The sequence below is a fragment of the Limnobacter sp. genome (assembly GCF_036846585.1).
In the GTDB taxonomy this organism is placed as follows: domain Bacteria; phylum Pseudomonadota; class Gammaproteobacteria; order Burkholderiales; family Burkholderiaceae_B; genus Limnobacter.
This window is the reverse complement of the sequence record NZ_DAIUBR010000024.1, coordinates 20,774-34,597: the sequence shown is the minus strand read 5'-3', so window position 1 is coordinate 34,597 and position 13,824 is coordinate 20,774. Positions and strand designations below refer to the sequence as shown.

Genomic DNA, 13,824 nt, shown 5'->3' with positions numbered 1-13,824 from the left:
TTGAATGCAGGATATTCCCGTGAAATTTGTCATACACATCATTTGTTGCTGGTGCTTGCTGCATGGTGCAGCCTTCGCACAAGATACGGCCACGGAAGGTACGGTAAGGGCAACACCCCCATCGGTCGAGGCACTGCTGGCCGGGTTGGCGCGTGCAACCCTGGCGGAAGCCTTGCCTGTTCTTGAGCAGCTTGAGCAAACAGGTTCCGGCACTTTGGTGCCTGTTTTCAAGGCCATGATCAATGGTGATCTGTATGCCAACGAAGAAACAGGAATCGTCGTTATTGAGCAAAAAAAAGACGGTGTGAAGTCTTATTTGAATCCTTTGACTACGGAAATACTTGGCGAGGAACTTTCAGCCAGTTTAAGCAAAGTGCGCGTGAACAACCGGCTGCGTTCATACCTGCGTGGTGCAGTGGCGCGCATTCAAATTGCAGCACCCAAAGCTGAAACTCGTGAACAGGCTGTGGTGTCACTGTTGGGTGATTTAACCCCCGACACCGTGATTGCCATTGAAAAAGCGCTGTTGAAAGAAAGCAACCGCACGGTGAAACAAGCCATGGAAACTGCGGTGGCCATGAACCGCGCAGCACAATCTTCAGACCCATTGATCCGGATCGAGGCGGTGCAAACACTGGGTGCGAGTCAATACGCTGAAGTGCGCAACCTGTTGAACCAACTCAAGCAAACTGCGGAAGACCCCAAGTTGCTGGCTGCGGTGGATGAGTCGCTGCGCAGCATGAAGCTACGTTCCGATTTTTACGGCGTGGTGGATCAACTGTTTTTTGGTTTGAGTTTGGGTTCAGTGCTGCTGCTGGCGGCCATTGGCCTGGCCATTACATTCGGTGTAATGGGTGTGATCAACATGGCCCATGGCGAAATGATGATGCTGGGTGCCTACACCACCTATGTGGTGCAGTTGGCCATGCCCAACCTGATCGATTATTCCTTGTGGGTTTCCATACCACTGGCCTTTCTGGTTGCGGGTTCTGTGGGTGTGTTGATTGAACGTTGCGTGATCCGGTTTCTGCACGGCAGGCCGCTGGAAACACTGCTGGCCACCTTTGGTATCAGCCTGATTTTGCAGCAGGCTGTGCGCACTGTTTTTTCACCATTGAACCGGCAGGTTTCGCAGCCATCGTGGATGAGTGGTTCAGTTGAAATCAACCCGGAATTGTCTATTACCTTGAACCGGCTTTACATCTTTGTGTTCGCGCTCATCGTGTTTTTTGTCTTGCAACTGATTCTGAAAAAAACCTCGCTGGGCTTGAATGTGCGTGCTGTGTCGCAAAACCGGAACATGGCGAAATCCATGGGCATTCGCACCGGTTGGGTAGATGCCATGACCTTCGGTTTGGGGTCCGGAATCGCAGGCATTGCGGGTGTGGCACTCAGCCAGCTTACCAACGTGGGGCCCAACCTGGGGCAAAACTACATCATTGATTCTTTCATGGTGGTGGTTTTTGGTGGTGTGGGCAATTTGCTGGGCACACTGGTGGCTGCGTTTTCACTGGGTATTGCCAACAAGTTTCTGGAGCCAGTCACCGGTGCCGTGCTGGCCAGCATTGTGGTGCTGGTGTTCATCATCCTGTTTATTCAGAAGCGCCCGAAAGGCCTGTTTCCACAAAAAGGGAGGGCGGCTGAATGAACTGGCTGACTCAAGTATTTTCCAAGGGTCGAAAGCCGGGTAGCTCGGTTCTGCCCTTTGTGCTGGTGCTGGCGGTCGTCACCCTGTTCGCAGCCGTTTCCAATTTGCTGATTCCTGTTGATTCTTTTTTTCATGTCAGCACCTACACCATCACTTTGCTGGGCAAGTACCTTAGCTACGCCATGCTGGCGCTGGCAGTGGATGTGATATGGGGTTACTGCGGCATTCTCAGTTTGGGCCATGGTGCGTTTTTCGCGCTCGGTGGCTACGGCATGGGCATGTACCTGATGCGCCAGATTGGCGACCGCGGTGTGTACGGCAATCCTGAATTGCCCGATTTCATGGTGTTTCTTGACTGGAAAGAACTGCCCTGGTACTGGCTTGGCATGGACCTGTTTCCTGTGACCATGTTGATGGCGCTGTTTGTACCCGGTTTGCTGGCATTTGTGTTTGGCTGGCTGGCATTTCGTTCAAGGGTCACCGGCGTGTACCTGTCTATCATGACGCAGGCCCTGACCTATGCCTTGATGCTGGCCTTCTTCCGAAATGAAATGGGCTTTGGCGGCAACAATGGTTTGACCGATTTCAAAGACCTGTTGGGTTTTGATCTGCAGGCTGACACCACGCGGGTTGGCCTGTTCGTGACCACTGCACTGTTGCTGGCACTGGTGTATGTGTGCAGCCATTACATTTTGAAAAGCCGATACGGCAAAGTGATTGTGGCCATTCGCGATGGTGAGCCCCGGGTTCGGTTTTTGGGTTACCGCGCCGACCACTACAAGGTTTGGCTGTTTGTGTATTCCGCACTGATTGCCGCATTGGCCGGTGCCATGTACGTACCCCAGGTCGGCATTATCAATCCAGGCGAGTTCTCTCCGCTCAACTCGATTGAAGTCGTCATTTGGGTTGCGGTGGGCGGGCGCGGCACCTTGTATGGTGCTGTCGCCGGGGCCTTGCTGGTCAACTATGCAAAAACCCGCTTCACCGCAATCATGCCCGACGCCTGGTTGTTTGCCTTGGGTGCCATGTTCGTATTGGTCACCCTTTACCTTCCCAAAGGCCTGGCTGGCGTATTCAAACGGGAGAAGCATGCATGAATGCCTTGAACACACTGCGGGAAAAAGTACTGCATCAGGCCCGGTTTTTTCCCAAGACACCCGAGCAGGAAGACATCGATATTTCCCACGATGTCATTTTGTATGTCGAGGGCCTGAGTGTGACTTTCGACGGTTTCAAAGCCCTGAATGATTTAAACCTGTACGTGAAGGCAGGCGAATTGCGTTGCCTGATCGGTGCCAATGGTGCTGGCAAAACCACGCTGATGGATGTAATTACCGGCAAAACCAAACCGGATTTGGGCAATGTGTACTTTGGTCAGAATGTGAATTTGCTGGAACGAAGTGAACCCGAAATTGCACGTTTGGGCATTGGCCGAAAATTCCAGAAACCCACTGTGTTTGAAGCGCACAGCGTGCTCGACAATCTTGAGATGTCCTTGAAAGACAACAAAGGCATTTGGTATTCCCTGTTTGCCAAATTGACCCCTGCCCAGCAAGACCGGATTGATTCTGTGCTTCACACCATTGGCCTGGCCCAGCAGGCGCACATGCTTGCGGGTGCCTTGTCGCATGGGCAAAAGCAATGGCTTGAAATCGGCATGTTGCTGGTCAGCGACCCCCAGGTGTTGTTGATTGACGAACCTGTGGCGGGCATGACAGCGCAGGAAACCGAGCGTACAGCTGAACTGCTCAATGGCCTGGCCGGGGACCACACCGTGATTGTGGTTGAACACGACATGGAGTTTGTTCGCAGCATTGCGCGCACCGTGACCGTGTTGCACCAAGGCAGTGTGCTGGCCGAAGGCACCATGGAACAGGTTCAAAACAACAAAGACGTGATCGAAGTGTACCTGGGAGAACTCGCATGATTCACATCAACACCGTGAACCAGAAATACGGCGGCACACAGATTTTGTGGAACCTCGACATGGACATCAAGGAAGGTTCCTGTACCTGCATCATGGGTCGCAATGGTGTGGGTAAAACCACCTTGCTGAAATGCATCATGGGATTATTGCCCATCGCCGGTGGTGAAATTCGTTTGAAAGACACCTTGCTTCATTCCCAAGCCGCCGAAAAACGCCCCTATCTGGGCATTGGCTATGTGCCACAAGGCCGTGAAATTTTCCCCATGCTGACCGTGGAGGAAAACCTTCGCCTGGGTCTGCCTGTGCGAAAGGACAAATCGAAAAACATTCCAGACAAAATTTTTGAATTGTTTCCGGTGCTGGCCGACATGCTTCATCGCCGTGGCGGTGACTTGTCGGGTGGGCAGCAACAGCAGTTGGCCATAGGGCGCGCGCTGGTGATGGATCCCAAGGTGTTGATACTGGATGAACCCAACGAAGGCATTCAGCCCAATATTGTAAAGCAGATCGGCGATGTCATCCTGAAGCTGAATGAAGAAGAGGGCATGACCGTCATTCTGGTGGAACAAAAGTTAGGCTTTGCCCGCCGAGTTGGCAAGGAATTCAGGCTGATGGAAAAAGGCCGCGTGGTTGCCAGCGACACGATGGACAAACTCAGCGACAAACTGATCGCCCAGCACCTGGCGGTGTAGGTGGTTTGCCTGTGAACCATCCTCTCGACCTTCGCCTGCTGCCTTCAACCTGGCCCGCCAGCCTGACCCTGGGGTTCGAGCGCGGGCAATGCGGCACCGTGCTGAAGCGCTGCACGCACAGCGGGCCTTTGTATGTACAGAAAGCGTTTTATCCAGAGGGTCGCGACCTGGCCCATGCCTACCTGTTGCACCCGCCGGGCGGCATGGTGTCGGGCGACCACCTTGAAGTGAATGTGCAGGCCGGCGAAAACACGGCGGTGTTGATGACCACACCGGGTGCGGGGCGTGTGTACCGTGCGCGTGTAGACCGCACGGCGCAATACCTGCACAACCAGGTTGAAGTAGCGCAGGGCGCAAGTGTGGAATGGCTTCCGCTTGAAACGATTGTGTACCCGGACGCCCAGGCTGTTTTGAACACCCATTTCAACTTGCAGGCCAATTCCAGATGCATTGCCTGGGATGTCATTTCACTGGGGCTGCCAGCCTCCGGGCAGGTATTTGGCACTGGCAGTTTGCAGCAGACCATGCAAGTGCACCTTGAAGGCCGTTTGGTGTTGCGGGAACGCATGTTGCTGGATCGCCAAAGCCGCGACACCTATGCGGCCATGGCAGGTTTTCAAGGCAAACCCGTGTGCGGTTTGATGATTGCGGGGCCGTTTGATGTTGCACCGAATGATGCACTGGAAAGTGCCTTGCAGGCGCAATGCAGCCGCACCCACGAAGGCGACCTGGCTGCCATCACTGTGGTTGGAAAGTTTGTGGTGGTGCGCTTTCTGGGCTTGTGCAGCAACCGTGCACGGCAAGCCTTCACACAGTGCTGGAAATTGCTGCGCCCGGTCTTGCTGAACCGGCCTGCATGTGAACCCAGAATTTGGCGAACCTGAGACAACAGAATCAAGAGAGGAAACCCATGGAATTACTGCCCCGTGAAAAAGACAAGTTGATGATATTCACCGCAGCCTTGCTGGCTGAGCGTCGCCTGAACCGGGGACTGCGTTTGAATTATCCCGAGGCGGTGGCCTACATCACGATGGAAATTATTGAAGGTGCGCGCGACGGAAAAACCGTGGCGGAACTGATGGGCTACGGGCGCACTTTGTTGACCACGGATTTGGTGATGCCCGGTGTGGCCGATCTGGTTCAGGAAGTGCAGGTAGAAGCCACGTTTCCAGATGGTACCAAACTGGTCACTGTTCACAACCCCATTGTTTGATTGGAGCCCATGATGATTCCAGGCGAGATACAGGTGGCAGCAGGCGTCATTGAATTGAACGCAGATTTGGAAACCCGCAGTCTTCGTGTTGAAAACACCGGCGACCGCCCTGTGCAGGTGGGTTCGCACTACCATTTTTTTGAAGTCAATCCTGCGTTGCGGTTTGACCGTGCACAGGCACGGGGTTTTCGGTTGAATATTGCGTCAGGCACCGCCGTGCGGTTTGAGCCGGGACAGGGGCGTGAAGTAGAACTGGTGGCTTACTCTGGCCGCCGCCATGTGTATGGTTTTCGTGGCGAAGTAATGGGAGCACTCGATGACAACAATTGACCGCACCGCCTATGCGCAAATGTTTGGCCCCACCACCGGCGACCGTGTTCGCCTGGGCGATACCGCACTGTGGATCGAAGTGGAAAAAGACTTCACCGTGTACGGAGAAGAAGTGAAATTCGGGGGGGGCAAAGTGATACGCGACGGCATGGGGCAAAGCCAGGTGTCGTGTACCCTGTCCGTTGATTTGGTTATCACCAATGCACTGGTACTTGATCACTGGGGCATCGTCAAAGGCGATGTGGGCATTAAAAATGGCCGCATTGTCAAGGTGGGAAAAGCGGGCAACCCCGATGTACAAAACGGTGTCGATATTCTGATTGGCCCAGGCACTGAAGTGATTGCCGGCGAGGGCTGCATACTGACTGCTGGCGGTATTGACGCACACATCCACTTCATTTGCCCCCAGCAAATTGAAGAAGCGCTGATGAGCGGCGTCACCACCATGATTGGCGGCGGCACTGGCCCCGCAACGGGTACCAACGCCACCACCTGCACACCGGGTCCGTGGTATCTGGCAAAAATGATGCAAGCCACCGATTGTATGCCCATGAACCTTGGCTTTCTGGGCAAGGGCAATGCAAGCCAGCCCCTTGCGCTGGAAGAACAGATTGAGGCGGGTGCCTGCGGCCTGAAGCTGCATGAGGACTGGGGCACCACCCCGGCATCCATCGACACTTGTCTTGGCGTGGCAGAAAAATACGATGTGCAGGTGGCCATTCACACTGACACCTTGAATGAATCCGGATTCGTAGACGACACCATTGCCGCTTTCAAAGGTCGCGTCATTCACACCTACCACACAGAAGGCGCAGGTGGCGGGCATGCGCCCGACATCATCAAGGCCTGTGGCCAGCCCAATGTATTGCCGTCGTCCACCAACCCCACGCGGCCATACACCGTCAACACTGTGGATGAACACCTCGACATGCTGATGGTGTGTCACCACCTGGATTCGAACATTCCCGAAGACGTGGCATTTGCAGATTCACGCATTCGCAAGGAAACAATTGCGGCCGAAGACATTTTTCACGACCGTGGCGCGTTCTCGATGATTTCTTCCGACTCCCAAGCCATGGGCCGTGTGGGCGAGGTGATCACGCGCACCTGGCAAACCGCCCACAAAATGAAAGAACAGTTCGGGCTGTTGACCGAAGATGAAAGTTTGGGTGCCGACAATTTCCGCGCCAAGCGGTACATCGCCAAATACACCATCAACCCGGCCATTGCGCACGGCATTTCGCACGAAGTCGGGTCGATTGAACCCGGCAAGCTGGCGGATCTGGTGTTGTGGAAGCCTGCATTTTTTGCGGTGAAGCCAGCCATGATCATCAAGGGCGGCATGATCGCTGCTGCCCCGATGGGCGACCCCAATGCCTCCATTCCCACACCGCAGCCGGTGCACTATCGCCCCATGTTTGGCGCGCAGGGGTTGGCTGCTGCGAAAACTTCCGTCACCTTCACCTCGCAAGCGGCGATCGACAACAAGCTGGCGGAAAACCTGGGCATTCATCGCACTTTGGTGGCCTGCAAAAACACCCGCAACATCAGCAAGCACGACATGGTGCACAACAACTGGTTGCCGCTTGTCACCGTAGATCCCCAAACCTATGAGGTGCGGGCCGACGGCGAATTGCTGACCTGTGAACCCGCCAGGGTATTGCCCTTGGCCCAACTCTACAGCCTGTTTTAAGGAGCCCGGCCATGCTGGACATTTACGAACGATTGGGCACACACTGCCACGCCAGGGTGAATGCAACTGTGGTGTTAAGCCACGAGCAACGCGAGCGCGGGCGGTTGCGCCTGCACAGCACCGAAGGGCTGGAAGTTCGCCTGTTCCTTGAGCGGGGTCGCCCGCTTGAAGTGGGTGAACACCTGAAAAGCCAGTGCGGCCAGATTGTTCGCATTGAAGGTGCAGTCGAAGACGTCATGATGGCGCAATGCACCGATTGGCCAACCTTCGCACGTGCGTGCTACCACTTGGGTAACCGCCACGTGAAAGTGCAGGTGGGTGAACTGTGGTTGCGCATCAAACCCGATCATGTGCTGGGTGACATGCTGGCGCAACTGGGCCTGACCGTGCATGCGCAGCAGGCCGTGTTTGTTCCGGAAAGTGGCGCTTATGCAAAAGCAGCGGCGCACCATCACCACGATCACCACCATGACCACTAACACCATTGAATTGAAACCCATGGAGCTGGTGAAACTGATGCACCTGTGCAGTGTCAGTTTGCCAGTGGGGGCGTACTCATTTTCGCAGGGCATGGAATACGCCATCGACGCCGGGTGGGTGAAGTCGCCTGACCAGGTTCACGATTGGCTGGAATGCCAATTGTTGTTCAACCTGGCGCGGGTGGATTTGCCACTGCTGGCGCGCTGCATGCATGCTTTGAGGCGCAGTGATTTCGAGCAGCTTGCACACTGGAATGATTTTCTGATTGCCTGTCGTGAAACCCGGGAACTGCGCCTGACCGACATGGCCATGGGCGAAGCGCTGCTGCGTTTGTTGCCCACCCTTGGCGTTGATCCCTTGTTTGCCAAGCGCGAGCCAGCAAGCTTCGTGACATTGTTCGCTGTGGCCTGCACACAATGGAACATTTCACTGGAAGGCGCCTGCCTTGGGTTTGCCTGGGCGTGGCTTGAAAACCAGGTGGCAGCGGCCACCAAACTGGTGCCGCTGGGGCAAACGCAGGCACAAGCCCTGGTGGCAAAGCTGCAACCCATGTTGCCAGATGCGGTGATTCTTTCCAGCCAGGTGAATGACGATCAACTTGGCAGTTGCCTGCCAGGTTTGGCCTTGGCCAGCGCCCTGCATGAAACCCAATACTCCCGATTGTTTCGATCATAAGGACAAAGCAATGACACACACCAAACAAACCCTGCGCGTGGGCATCGGCGGCCCGGTTGGATCTGGCAAAACAGCCCTGTTGAAATCGCTGTGCTATGCCATGCGCGACCATTACGACATCGCTGTGGTGACCAACGACATTTACACCAAGGAAGACGCCAAGTTTCTGACGGAACACCAGGCCCTGACGGCCGACCGCATCATCGGCGTGGAAACCGGCGGCTGCCCGCACACGGCCATTCGCGAAGATGCCTCCATGAACCTGGCGGCTGTGGATGAATTGATTGAACGCCACGGACCGCTGGATGTGGTGTTTGTTGAAAGTGGCGGCGACAACTTAAGCGCCACCTTCAGCCCCGAATTAAGCGACTTGACCTTGTATGTGATTGATGTGTCAGCGGGCGACAAAATTCCGCGCAAAGGCGGGCCCGGCATTACGAAATCTGATTTGTTGGTGATCAACAAAATTGACCTTGCACCCATGGTGGGTGCGTCACTGGCTGTGATGGACCGCGATGCAACAAAAATGCGCGGAAACAAGCCCTTTGTGTTTTCCAATCTGAAAGCCGCCAAAGGCCTGGACGACATCATTGCCTTCATTGTGAAAGAGGGCATGTTGCAAACCAAAGCGCTGCCGCCCGCAGTGGCTGTTATCTAAAAATTCACTTGTAACGTAAGGACTCCGCACCATGAAAACGATTCAATCCATTTTGCTTGTTGCCGCCACTGCTGTGTTTGCGCCAATGGCGCTGGCCCATCCAGGCCATCATGAACACCACAGCATGGCATTGGTTTTTCTGCACCATGTCACAAGCGTTTATCACTCCTTGATGTCGCTTGCCGTGTTGGGTGGCGTGATGATGGTTGTTGGCCTGGCAATCAGCCTGAAGCACAAAACCCGCCGCGTGGCTGGTGCCGTGTTGTCAATCGCCGGGGCAGGTTTGTTGATCGGGCAGTTCTGAGAAATATTGGTTTATTTGAGAAGCAGTTGCACCAGGTTCAACACCAACAAAACCAAAGCCAGCACTTGCCACAGCAATATCGGGTTTTTTTCAATCAGGGGTTGCCTGGCCACGCTGGTTTCCAGCTTGGTATTGGGCACGGTCAGGTCTTGCAAAAATTCGCTCAGCGCATCGTAACGGTAACGCGGGTTGGGTTGCAGCGCTTTGCGCAGACAGGCCTCTACCCACAAGGGCAAATCACGGCGTGGGTGGTTGGCGGGAATGTAGCGCAAATCGCTGTAGCTTTTCAGCGTGACTTGCTTCACCGGTTTTTCGGCAAAGGGCAGGGCGCCAGTCAGCATTTCATAAACCACCACAGCCAGTGAAAACAAATCGGATTTGAATGTCCCCACTTCACCCATCAGGTATTCGGGGGCCACGTAGTTCACGCTGCCTTGCGGCACCGATTTGTCCAGTGGTGAAATCAGTTCATCGGCACCGGCAATCAGCACCGTACCGAAATCAAGAATTTTCACGCAGCCTTCTGCATCGATCATGATGTTTTCAGGTTTTATGTCTTGGTGCACCATGTCGGCGCGCTGAAACGCGCGCAACCCGGCGACCACCTGTTTCACAATGCGCCGTACAGCATCCATGCCGGGCTTGGGGTTGTCGTACATCCATTCCCGCAGGTTAATGCCCTCGATGTATTCACCCAGGTAGTACAAAAACTGCTTGGGGCGTTTGGGTACATGGGTGCGCATCACATTCACATGTTGAATACTTTGGCCTACCCATTCTTCGCGTACAAATCCGCTAAGGTACATCGCATCTTCCGCAAAATTCAGCGAGGGTGTTTTCAGCGTGAATTGTTCGCCAGTTTCCATGTCGCGCACGCGGTACATGTGGCTGCGGGTTCCACTGAAAATAACTTCCTGCACTTCATAGCCATCAATTTTATTACCCATCTGCAACACAGGCGGTATGGGCAATTGCGTCAGCTTGCGGTGCACTTCATCCAGCGTTTCATGGGGCAGGGCATCGACTGCCATCAACAACACAGTCAGGTTGTCGTCGCTGCCGGCATTCAATGCCGCTTGCACCATGCTTTTGGCGAGAAGCTCCAGGTTGGCGCTGCCATGTTGCGCAATCAAGGTAAGCATCTCTGGGCGCTTTAGCACGCCGTGAACCCCATCGGTGCTCAGCAACACCAGGTCCCCCAGCTGCAATTCGTGGGTGCTGTAATCCAGTTCCAGGTGGCGGTCTGCGCCCAGTGCGCGCGACAAATATTCCTGCCCACGTTCGGTGCGAACGTGGTCTTGGGTAAGCCGCTCGATGGCGTCGCCGCGCACATGGTACACCCTGGAATCGCCCACATGAAAACAGTGCAGTGTGTTCGATTTCAACACCACCGCAGAAAATGTGGTCAACAGGCTGTCGTTGTGGCTGGCCCGGTTGGTGTTTTGTTGGTAAATCCAGGCGTTCAGTCCGGAAATAATTTGCCGGGCCGACTTGTGCACGCTCCAGGTGTAGGGGGTAGAAGAATAGTCGTCCAGAAAACTGGTCACTGCCGTTTGGCTGGCCACATGGGAATCGGCGCAACTGCTGACCCCATCGGCAATGGCCGCAGCAGCACCTTTCAGCAAATTCGATTCGGCTTGCCCGCACCACGCGGCAAAAGCATCCTGATTCACAGGCTTTTGGCCTGCGATGGAATAACCCCCAAACCGAACTTGCAGTGTGCTGCTCATGGTGCCTTTGCTTATTTTGGTCTATTTATCCCACGCGGATCAGCTCAACTGTACCGTCTTCCTTCACTTCAGCCATATGGCCTTGTGGTTCTTCCATAAACAGCAGTGTAATAAAACCGACCACAGCCGTTAAAGCAATCACGAAGAAGAATGCCTGATAACTGACAAACGACAGCACGGTGAGGTAAACCACCGCGCCCACATTGCCATAGGCACCTGTCATTCCGGCAATTTGGCCAGTCAAGCGGCGTTTGATCAAGGGCACTGCTGCAAACACGGCACCTTCACCGGCCTGCACGAAGAACGAACAGGCCATGGTGGTGATCACGGCCAGCCACAGGGGCCAGCTTGATTCAGTCAAGCCCATCAAGGCATAGCCCACAGCCAGCCCGGCGGTCAAAATAAGCAGGGTGCGCTTGCGGCCAAATTTGTCGCTGATCCAGCCGCCACCCGGGCGCGACATCAAGTTCATGAAAGCGTACATCGATGCCACCAGACCCGCGTACACGGGGCTGAGGTTGAAAGTCTCCGAATAGAACAGCGGCAACATGGACACCACCGCCAGTTCAGAGCCAAATGTTGCGAAATACAGCACATTCAACACGGCCACTTGCTTGAATTTGTAGCGGTGAAGTTCAGGCACGGGGGCCTTGAAAATTTCGCTGTTCACCTTGTAGGCACCATAGCAGTCGTACACCAGTATCAACACCAACACACCATAAATTGCGTTGGATGTTGCGCTTGTCAACATGTTGACACCTTCGGGAGATAGCTTCCAGGTTAACAAGGCCAGCGCTGCGTACATGGGCAATTTCATCAGCAGCATGAAATAAAAATCGCTGACGCTGGTCACTTCCATGCCACCGCTTTTCTTGGGCTTGAAGTAGGTGGAACCTTTGGGCGTGTCGCTTACATTGAAGTACCACACAAAGCTGAACAACAGGCAAATTACACCTGTGATGGCAATTGCATAGCGCCATCCATCAGGCCCGCCCAGCAACAAGGCCAGCGTGGGCAGCACCATGGCAGCACCAGCAGATCCAAAGTTGCCCCAGCCACCGTAAATGCCTTCGGCTGTACCCAATTGGTGGGCTGGAAACCATTCGCTGACCATGCGAATGCCGATCACAAACCCGGCACCGATAAAGCCCAGCAGGAAGCGGGAAATGGCGGCTTGTGCAAAGTCGGTTGACACGGCAAACATGAAGCATGGAATGGCCGATACGAACAGCAGCACCGCGTAAACCAGGCGTGGACCAAATTTGTCGGTCAGCATGCCGATCAGTATTCGCGCCGGAATGGTCAGCGCCACATTCAAAATCAACAGTGTTTTCACCTGTTCTTTGCTTAAGCTGAGCGATTCTGCAATTGCACCCAGCATGGGGGCGTGGTTGAACCACACAAAGAAGGTGATGAAAAATGCAATCCAGCTCATGTGCAGGATTTTCATTTTTCCCGCAAAAGAGAACAGATTCAGTTTGGCGTGGTCGTTCATGGCGAATGGCTCTTTTTGAAATCAAAATAAAAAGCGCCCACCATTTAAACGAACCTGCCGATTCATTCAAATGGTGGGCGCCGTTGCCCGTTTTTGCTGCATGGCGGAATTTATCGCACTTAAACGGTGCAAAAAATCCCGGGAGTAGGTGCAAATTCCCTCTTTGGACTGCACATAACCCCAATGCATGCTGCAATGCAGAAACCGTGCCAAGTGCTTTTGCAGTGAACCTAGATGATCTGTCGCGGTCTATTGATTATCGATAAAATGGTGCTTGCATCGTCAAGCAGCAAAAGGTGATTCAAATGCGTGTGTTCAGATTGTCAACATGGTGCGCAGTGGGTTCCGTGTTCTTGCTCAGCGCTTGCGCTTCGATGTACAGCGTCAGGCCGGTTGTGGCTGAAAACCAGGTGCCGGTTCAAAACCAGGGCTTCGAGTCCCTCAGTTCCAAGAAGAAGCACATTGTTCAGGTTGGGTCTGTGCAGAATTCGATTCGGCAGTTTGACAACCCGCGTTTTAATGTCACCTTTGTGAACCAAGGCAAGTTTCCAGTGGAATTTTCTACAGAAAATGTCACGGTGACTTTCAATGGGCAAGCCGCACAGGTCGTCAGCTACGATGCGCAGGTTCAAGACGTTCAAAACCGCTTGTCGTTTTACGGTTTCCGCGCCCCCATTTTTTACAGCCCGTTCCATCACCCGCACTTTCACCAGGGTTTTCATGGTGGAGGTGTGCTGTTTCAAACAGATTTCAATGACAGGCTGGACGTTCAACAGGCCTTTGCCGATTTCGACCGAATCCAGAAATACAGCCTGAAACCCAAAGTGGTAAGGCCGGGCGAGCAAACCCAGGGTGAAATTATTGTGGCCAATAAATTGTCGGCCAGCAGCGCGCAAGACATTCGCGTCACCGTTCGGGTCGATGACGACACCCACACATTTGATTTTGGTTACTTGCAAACCAATTGATCAAACATGGA

15 protein-coding genes are annotated in these 13,824 nt (G+C 54.1%); 13 read left to right on the top strand and 2 right to left on the bottom strand.

Features of this window, described 5'->3' with window-relative positions; translation table 11 throughout:
- Window positions 1–19: 19 nt before the first annotated feature.
- The 12 genes from urtB to V7028_RS11300 are packed head-to-tail and all read left to right on the top strand — an operon-like array spanning window position 20 to window position 9,620.
- Complete coding sequence (gene urtB / locus V7028_RS11355; RefSeq protein ID WP_334120197.1) at window positions 20–1,648, top strand: urea ABC transporter permease subunit UrtB; 1,629 nt, start codon at window positions 20–22, stop codon at window positions 1,646–1,648.
- Window positions 1,645–2,745 carry an urea ABC transporter permease subunit UrtC gene (urtC, locus tag V7028_RS11350; protein WP_334120196.1) on the top strand — a complete coding sequence of 367 codons (1,101 nt, stop codon included), beginning with the start codon at window positions 1,645–1,647 and terminating at the stop codon, window positions 2,743–2,745. The genes urtB and urtC overlap by 4 nt, the downstream gene beginning before the upstream one ends.
- Entirely contained in the window at window positions 2,742–3,575 is an 834-nt protein-coding gene (gene urtD / locus V7028_RS11345) for an urea ABC transporter ATP-binding protein UrtD (protein ID WP_334120195.1), read from the top strand. The genes urtC and urtD overlap by 4 nt, the downstream gene beginning before the upstream one ends.
- The gene (urtE, locus tag V7028_RS11340; RefSeq protein ID WP_334120194.1) at window positions 3,572–4,267 is read left to right on the top strand and encodes an urea ABC transporter ATP-binding subunit UrtE; all 696 of its coding nucleotides are present in this window, start codon (window positions 3,572–3,574) and stop codon (window positions 4,265–4,267) included. The genes urtD and urtE overlap by 4 nt, the downstream gene beginning before the upstream one ends.
- Window positions 4,268–4,278: 11 nt before the next feature.
- Window positions 4,279–5,151, top strand: coding sequence for an urease accessory protein UreD (locus tag V7028_RS11335; protein WP_334120193.1), 873 nt, complete (start codon window positions 4,279–4,281; stop codon window positions 5,149–5,151).
- A 26-nt stretch (window positions 5,152–5,177) separates the two neighbouring features.
- Window positions 5,178–5,480, top strand: a complete 303-nt coding sequence (gene ureA / locus V7028_RS11330) for an urease subunit gamma (protein WP_334120192.1) — start codon at window positions 5,178–5,180, stop codon at window positions 5,478–5,480.
- Window positions 5,481–5,492: 12 nt separating this feature from the next.
- Window positions 5,493–5,810 (top strand): urease subunit beta, encoded by a 318-nt coding sequence (locus V7028_RS11325; protein ID WP_334120211.1) that lies wholly within the window; start codon window positions 5,493–5,495, stop codon window positions 5,808–5,810.
- On the top strand, window positions 5,797–7,503 hold the full coding sequence (gene ureC / locus V7028_RS11320; protein WP_334120191.1) for an urease subunit alpha: 1,707 nt from the start codon (window positions 5,797–5,799) through the stop codon (window positions 7,501–7,503). Before V7028_RS11325 ends, ureC begins: the two co-directional genes overlap by 14 nt.
- An 11-nt stretch (window positions 7,504–7,514) precedes the next feature.
- Window positions 7,515–7,982 carry an urease accessory protein UreE gene (gene ureE / locus V7028_RS11315; protein WP_334120190.1) on the top strand — a complete coding sequence of 156 codons (468 nt, stop codon included), beginning with the start codon at window positions 7,515–7,517 and terminating at the stop codon, window positions 7,980–7,982.
- Window positions 7,933–8,658, top strand: a complete 726-nt coding sequence (locus V7028_RS11310) for an urease accessory protein UreF (protein ID WP_334120189.1) — start codon at window positions 7,933–7,935, stop codon at window positions 8,656–8,658. The genes ureE and V7028_RS11310 overlap by 50 nt, the downstream gene beginning before the upstream one ends.
- 10 nt (window positions 8,659–8,668) lie before the next feature.
- Window positions 8,669–9,316 carry an urease accessory protein UreG gene (gene ureG / locus V7028_RS11305; protein WP_334120188.1) on the top strand — a complete coding sequence of 216 codons (648 nt, stop codon included), beginning with the start codon at window positions 8,669–8,671 and terminating at the stop codon, window positions 9,314–9,316.
- Between the two features lie 31 nt (window positions 9,317–9,347).
- On the top strand, window positions 9,348–9,620 hold the full coding sequence (locus V7028_RS11300) for a hypothetical protein (RefSeq protein ID WP_334120187.1): 273 nt from the start codon (window positions 9,348–9,350) through the stop codon (window positions 9,618–9,620).
- Window positions 9,621–9,631: 11 nt separating this feature from the next.
- Here the strand turns inward: V7028_RS11300 and V7028_RS11295 are convergent, their stop codons facing one another.
- Both V7028_RS11295 and V7028_RS11290 read right to left on the bottom strand, forming a co-directional pair.
- Window positions 9,632–11,350, bottom strand: coding sequence for a bifunctional protein-serine/threonine kinase/phosphatase (locus V7028_RS11295; protein WP_334120186.1), 1,719 nt, complete (start codon window positions 11,348–11,350; stop codon window positions 9,632–9,634).
- Between the two features lie 25 nt (window positions 11,351–11,375).
- On the bottom strand, window positions 11,376–12,845 hold the full coding sequence (locus V7028_RS11290) for a NarK family nitrate/nitrite MFS transporter (protein ID WP_334120185.1): 1,470 nt from the start codon (window positions 12,843–12,845) through the stop codon (window positions 11,376–11,378).
- A 305-nt stretch (window positions 12,846–13,150) separates the two neighbouring features.
- Here V7028_RS11290 and V7028_RS11285 point away from each other — a divergent pair, with 305 nt between their 5' ends.
- Window positions 13,151–13,813 carry a hypothetical protein gene (locus V7028_RS11285; RefSeq protein ID WP_334120184.1) on the top strand — a complete coding sequence of 221 codons (663 nt, stop codon included), beginning with the start codon at window positions 13,151–13,153 and terminating at the stop codon, window positions 13,811–13,813.
- Window positions 13,814–13,824 lie beyond the last annotated feature (11 nt).

Excerpts from the sequence above, each read along its gene's own strand:
- urtC (WP_334120196.1), top strand. The coding sequence starts at position 1,645 with ATGAACTGGCTGACTCAAGTATTTTCCAAGGGTCGAAAGCCGGGTAGC.
- urtD (WP_334120195.1), top strand. The coding sequence starts at position 2,742 with ATGAATGCCTTGAACACACTGCGGGAAAAAGTACTGCATCAGGCCCGG.
- urtE (WP_334120194.1), top strand. The coding sequence starts at position 3,572 with ATGATTCACATCAACACCGTGAACCAGAAATACGGCGGCACACAGATT.
- ureA (WP_334120192.1), top strand. The coding sequence starts at position 5,178 with ATGGAATTACTGCCCCGTGAAAAAGACAAGTTGATGATATTCACCGCA.
- V7028_RS11325 (WP_334120211.1), top strand. The coding sequence starts at position 5,493 with ATGATTCCAGGCGAGATACAGGTGGCAGCAGGCGTCATTGAATTGAAC.
- ureC (WP_334120191.1), top strand. The coding sequence starts at position 5,797 with ATGACAACAATTGACCGCACCGCCTATGCGCAAATGTTTGGCCCCACC.
- ureE (WP_334120190.1), top strand. The coding sequence starts at position 7,515 with ATGCTGGACATTTACGAACGATTGGGCACACACTGCCACGCCAGGGTG.
- V7028_RS11310 (WP_334120189.1), top strand. The coding sequence starts at position 7,933 with ATGCAAAAGCAGCGGCGCACCATCACCACGATCACCACCATGACCACT.
- ureG (WP_334120188.1), top strand. The coding sequence starts at position 8,669 with ATGACACACACCAAACAAACCCTGCGCGTGGGCATCGGCGGCCCGGTT.
- V7028_RS11300 (WP_334120187.1), top strand. The coding sequence starts at position 9,348 with ATGAAAACGATTCAATCCATTTTGCTTGTTGCCGCCACTGCTGTGTTT.
- V7028_RS11295 (WP_334120186.1), bottom strand. The coding sequence starts at position 11,350 with ATGAGCAGCACACTGCAAGTTCGGTTTGGGGGTTATTCCATCGCAGGC.
- V7028_RS11290 (WP_334120185.1), bottom strand. The coding sequence starts at position 12,845 with ATGAACGACCACGCCAAACTGAATCTGTTCTCTTTTGCGGGAAAAATG.
- V7028_RS11285 (WP_334120184.1), top strand. The coding sequence starts at position 13,151 with ATGCGTGTGTTCAGATTGTCAACATGGTGCGCAGTGGGTTCCGTGTTC.